The sequence below is a fragment of the Natrinema sp. HArc-T2 genome (genome assembly GCF_041821085.1).
GTDB lineage: Archaea > Halobacteriota > Halobacteria > Halobacteriales > Natrialbaceae > Natrinema.
In genome coordinates, this window is record NZ_JBGUAZ010000019.1 from 1 (window position 1) to 4,199 (window position 4,199).

Genomic DNA, 4,199 nt, shown 5'->3' on the forward strand with positions numbered 1-4,199 from the left:
GATCCTTGATGCCGATCCCTCGCTCGAAGCGCCGATGGAACTGTAGTATCAATCAACCGTTCCCCATCCTCGTTCACCCAGATCGTTTCAATGAGAGAATGAAGACGACGAACAATATATATTCGTACAATACGGCTGATTTAGGTCGAACGAAGGGGAAGTCGATCCGATATTCTGTCACTCGTAGGCCTCGTACGGCTCGACCAACGTCAGGAGATCTTGTTCCAGTTCACCGCCAACAAACCGGACGTGCCCCGTTTTAGCCTCGTAGTCGATTATCCGAGCCTCCTCCAGTTTTGGAAGATGAGTATGGTGAAGTGCGATTCGGACGCGTTGTTGGTGTTCGTCTGACTCCCGTCTCGGGTCTTCGTTCCGAACCTGGTCTGCAACGCGATCTACGAGCGCATCGTATTCCAGTGTCTTCTCAGAAGCGTTGTCCAACGCGTTGAGGGTGGCGCGTCGGTGTTCGTTCGCTACTGCCGACAGAATCGTATCGGGGGAGATCGATCTCTCACGTCCCGAAGAACCGGTACCCTCATCAATTGACTGTATATCACGTGTCCCCAGCTCTCGACTCTCATCCATACTCACATAGCGTAGTCCCATCTGCCTGGCTCTGTCCCATGGTGCATAATGGAAACAGTCAGTCCATTTCCGCTGCTGACTCGGGCGTGAGAAGTGCGTACCTCCCGAACGTCCCAATAGCACGACGCAGTCGCTCCGTCACTGCTTGATCGGAAATTCCGAGTTCGTCAGCTAACTCTGCGGTCGTACACCCTCGTGGAATGTCGTAGTATCCCCTTCGAATAGCAAGCGTCAACGCTTCTCGTTGGGGCTCACTCAGGCCGTACCACGGACCAGCATCGGGGTCCGTCGGATTGTATATACGGGTTAAATCCAAGGAGATGTGCGCGTCCTCACAACAGGCCTGGCACTGACTCATTGCTTCGCGGTCTGAGAATCGGATCTCGAAATTCCACCCTTTCGGTGATCCAGTAGCACCTAGTATTTGCCCGTCGTGTTCCAAAATGCACTGAAAAAGGTGGTCCTGGCTCGCATCCCAGTCGAGCCTGATGAGCGTCCGGTCGTCGAACACGTCCACCTCCGTGACGCTATTAACCGTTGGATAGCGCTCGACCGTATCGAGAAAGCCGTTTTCGACCGGTTCGTAGACCCAGAAGAGCGGCACGGTCACGTCCCCACTCGGGACGAGCGTTTCCAGTTCGATGGCCGAGGCTTGCTCTAGACTGAGGATTTGCCCGAGTTCAAAAGCATCGGATGGGATGCGAATCTCCGTTATTACACTCATGCTCGCTTGTGCGACTAGATTGCCCGGTCGTACAAAAGGAGATGACATGGTGTACCATGGCTTTCCGGGTGTCAAACGGACTCCCCGCTCGCAGCATACACTATCCCGGCCAACAACTGTGCGTTGGCTCGTCTCAAAGCCATGATACACCACCCATGCCGGTTATTTGTCTGCTAGACGAAAGGTTCCGCATGGCGACTGTGATGGAGTTTACGAGCCCGACAGCGGAGTTCCCACTGGGGAGTGTGTTCGAAAACTTGCCAGGTGTGACGGTCGAACTGGAGCGGCTGATTCCACACCAGACGCTGATTATCCCGTACTTCTGGGTACGCGATGTGGAAACGGCGGATATCGAAGCTGAGTTCGAACAACACGCCGGCGTGAGCAACATCCGAGTGGTCGATAGCGTCGAAGACGAGTATCTCATGCGTGCCGAGTGGGAACAAGAGTACTTCGGCATCCTGAGTGCGTTGGCCAAGGCCAACGTCGTCGTGCTCTCCGGAATCGGTACGAAAGACGAATGGCGATTCGAGGTGCGCGGCGAAAGTCAGGAGACAATTGCCGAGTTTCGAGAGTACTGCCAAGAAAACGACATTCCGATAACAATCACCGCCGTCCACGCGATGCTTCCGATCCAGGGCGAGGGCTACGAGTTAACCGAGACCCAACGTGAGGCGCTGGTGTTAGCCTACGAGCGGGGCTACTTCGACACCCCACGCGAGGTGTCGCTCGAAGAGATCGCCGACGAGCTCGACATCACCCAGCAATCGCTCTCGTCACGCCTTCGACGCGGGCATCGACGCCTCATTGGAGCGACACTCAGTAGTTCGTCGTGACCGTTCGGACAGTCTGCCTTTTAAACCTGCTGTATTATCAGTATCCCTGTTGAACCGACTCAGACGGCTAGAATCAGTCTAGATGGGTACAACGATATCTGGGGTTGGAGTAGAAGCGGTTGAGTACGCTCAGGAATCTGGGACTGTTCGCACCCAGTTCGATCAGGAGAAGACACCAGCGAGCATGGCTGTTGTCGCAACGCTGGCGGACGTAATGGATACTGACCCTGTAGAACTCGACCCGCTCCATTCCACTGTTGACGCCGACGAATTAGATGCGCTCGTCCGCGTTCGCAACGGGACAAACGGGGATACCCACGCTGCATTCACGCACGAGGGGCACGCAATAACCGTACACAGCTACGGTGTGATCACTATCACACCAGAAAACGAACTCACAGTGGAGAAACACGAAAGGGGGCGGGAAGATGACGTCTGAGGAGACCTCGCTTGCGTCGAAGGAAGAATTAAACGCGGAGCTGAAAGACCTCCTTCGCAGGGCCTACGAGAGTGGAATCGATGTGGAAGGCGGATTCGAATGTCGGAATGGGGTCGAACATCCTGACTGGGACGTGATCGTCACCGAAGTCGAAAAGAACGAGCATTCGGAGTGAACGACTTCGAGCGTGGCCGGATCGGCAGCAACTACTTGACCTGTGAGTGACGAACGCTGTAACCAAGATCGCATCAAACGGGTACTCTCAGCGCAACAGCGGCGAGTATTACGTGCGCTCCTCAACGAGAGTTCGATGTCTGCTGACCCGATTCTTCGTAAGGGAGAGACTCTCAACTCTGGGGAGTACCCTCACGATTTGTTACGAACTCCATCACGTCCTACTTCCCGAATTATCGGATGAGGGGTTCGTCGAGTTCGACAGGTTCGAAGACAAGGTACGGCGAGGAATGAAATTCAACGAGGTACGTCGGTTTCTTGAACAGATCGATGACGATCATGACGAGTAACCTGGTCCTGTAATCGATTTGCTGCTGAGTGGCGCTTTGGGCTTGCACGACTACTTGAACAACTATTCGCCACTCTGGGCGGGCGCGAGCGACGTTCCCACATGCCGGGCAACGTTTTGGATGGTCTTGAAGATACGTCTGCATGAAGTCGATGAATGACTGCGTCCCATGACGGTGCGTCCGCATTGGTCAACCGTACGGGAAGCTCACGTGTCAGCGTATTCCACCCGTTAGTTCTTCACCGGTGCGTGACCTCCTCCTCGCCGTAAACGGCGAGGCTTCCCACGGCACCGCACCGCTGGGTTGGGATATTCGGTAGTTCCCATCGAGTCAGAAGATAGCCACAACTGACAGGGTTAGATTCTCAGGAAGCGTCTGGATGGGTGTTGATGAAGTTGTTGTACCACCCAGACACTGTCCTTACGGCCGCTGACCTCGAAAAGTTAGCGCTTGATCTCCTCTCTGAGATCCCGATCCCCGGAGTCGAAGGCTATGGCTTCGACTCCGGGATCATCCGGCAGACACTCCTGCAAGCCGCTGTCGATCAGAAATCCATCAAGGCTGTCACTGACAGCACTCTCGGAACGTACTCCGACGACTACACACTCGCTCAGCTTCATACCGTTCCTGCTGCTGAACTCAAAGCCGTCGTTAACGACCTCCTCGCTCAGCAAGCGGCGATGATCCTCGGCCCCGGCCCGAGGATCATCTGCCTCGACTTCGTCGACATCCACTACCACGGCTGGCCACACCGTGATGCCGGAGAGCTCTGTCATACGATACCCCGCGATGGCACCTCCCAGTGCCATCGCTACCTTGTTGGGTTTGTCCTTTGCCGAGCCAAGCCGCTCGTCGTCGCGGTTACTCCTGTCCGAGGTGATGAACCCAAAAGCGACGCGGTCGAGCGACTGCTCGACCACGTCGCGGCCCTTCCTTTCCCTGTCGCTGGCCTCCTCGTTGACCGCGGATTCTACGACGGAACGTCGATCGAGCGACTGGATGCAGTCGCACCAGTCGCTCTCCCTGTCATCCGTCGTGGAAAACAGATGGCTGAGAAACTAGACACGTCGGTCTCTTACTGGACGGAGTAT

At 55.5% G+C, this 4,199-nt stretch carries 5 protein-coding genes and 1 pseudogene; 4 read left to right on the forward strand and 2 right to left on the reverse strand.

Translation table 11 applies throughout. The annotated features are described in order from the left end of the window. Positions 1-177: 177 nt before the first annotated feature. Entirely contained in the window at positions 178-585 is a 408-nt protein-coding gene (locus ACERI1_RS18680; protein WP_373619984.1) for a hypothetical protein, read from the reverse strand. 58 nt (positions 586-643) lie between these two features. Next, positions 644-1,309 carry a helix-turn-helix domain-containing protein gene (locus tag ACERI1_RS18685; RefSeq protein WP_373619985.1) on the reverse strand — a complete coding sequence of 222 codons (666 nt, stop codon included), beginning with the start codon at positions 1,307-1,309 and terminating at the stop codon, positions 644-646. 191 nt (positions 1,310-1,500) lie between these two features. Here ACERI1_RS18685 and ACERI1_RS18690 point away from each other — a divergent pair, with 191 nt between their 5' ends. From ACERI1_RS18690 to ACERI1_RS18705, 4 genes and pseudogenes are all read left to right on the forward strand, one after another. After that, on the forward strand, positions 1,501-2,145 hold the full coding sequence (locus ACERI1_RS18690) for a helix-turn-helix domain-containing protein (protein WP_373619986.1): 645 nt from the start codon (positions 1,501-1,503) through the stop codon (positions 2,143-2,145). Positions 2,146-2,227: 82 nt separating this feature from the next. Then, positions 2,228-2,584, forward strand: a complete 357-nt coding sequence (locus ACERI1_RS18695; protein ID WP_373619987.1) for a HalOD1 output domain-containing protein — start codon at positions 2,228-2,230, stop codon at positions 2,582-2,584. Then, entirely contained in the window at positions 2,574-2,759 is a 186-nt protein-coding gene (locus ACERI1_RS18700) for a hypothetical protein (RefSeq protein ID WP_207271227.1), read from the forward strand. The genes ACERI1_RS18695 and ACERI1_RS18700 overlap by 11 nt, the downstream gene beginning before the upstream one ends. 738 nt (positions 2,760-3,497) lie before the next feature. Then, positions 3,498-4,199, forward strand: a pseudogene (locus ACERI1_RS18705) (ISH3 family transposase); the annotation flags it as partial.

Excerpts from the sequence above, each read along its gene's own strand:
- ACERI1_RS18680 (WP_373619984.1), bottom strand. The coding sequence starts at position 585 with ATGGATGAGAGTCGAGAGCTGGGGACACGTGATATACAGTCAATTGAT.
- ACERI1_RS18685 (WP_373619985.1), bottom strand. The coding sequence starts at position 1,309 with ATGAGTGTAATAACGGAGATTCGCATCCCATCCGATGCTTTTGAACTC.
- ACERI1_RS18690 (WP_373619986.1), top strand. The coding sequence starts at position 1,501 with ATGGCGACTGTGATGGAGTTTACGAGCCCGACAGCGGAGTTCCCACTG.
- ACERI1_RS18695 (WP_373619987.1), top strand. The coding sequence starts at position 2,228 with ATGGGTACAACGATATCTGGGGTTGGAGTAGAAGCGGTTGAGTACGCT.
- ACERI1_RS18700 (WP_207271227.1), top strand. The coding sequence starts at position 2,574 with ATGACGTCTGAGGAGACCTCGCTTGCGTCGAAGGAAGAATTAAACGCG.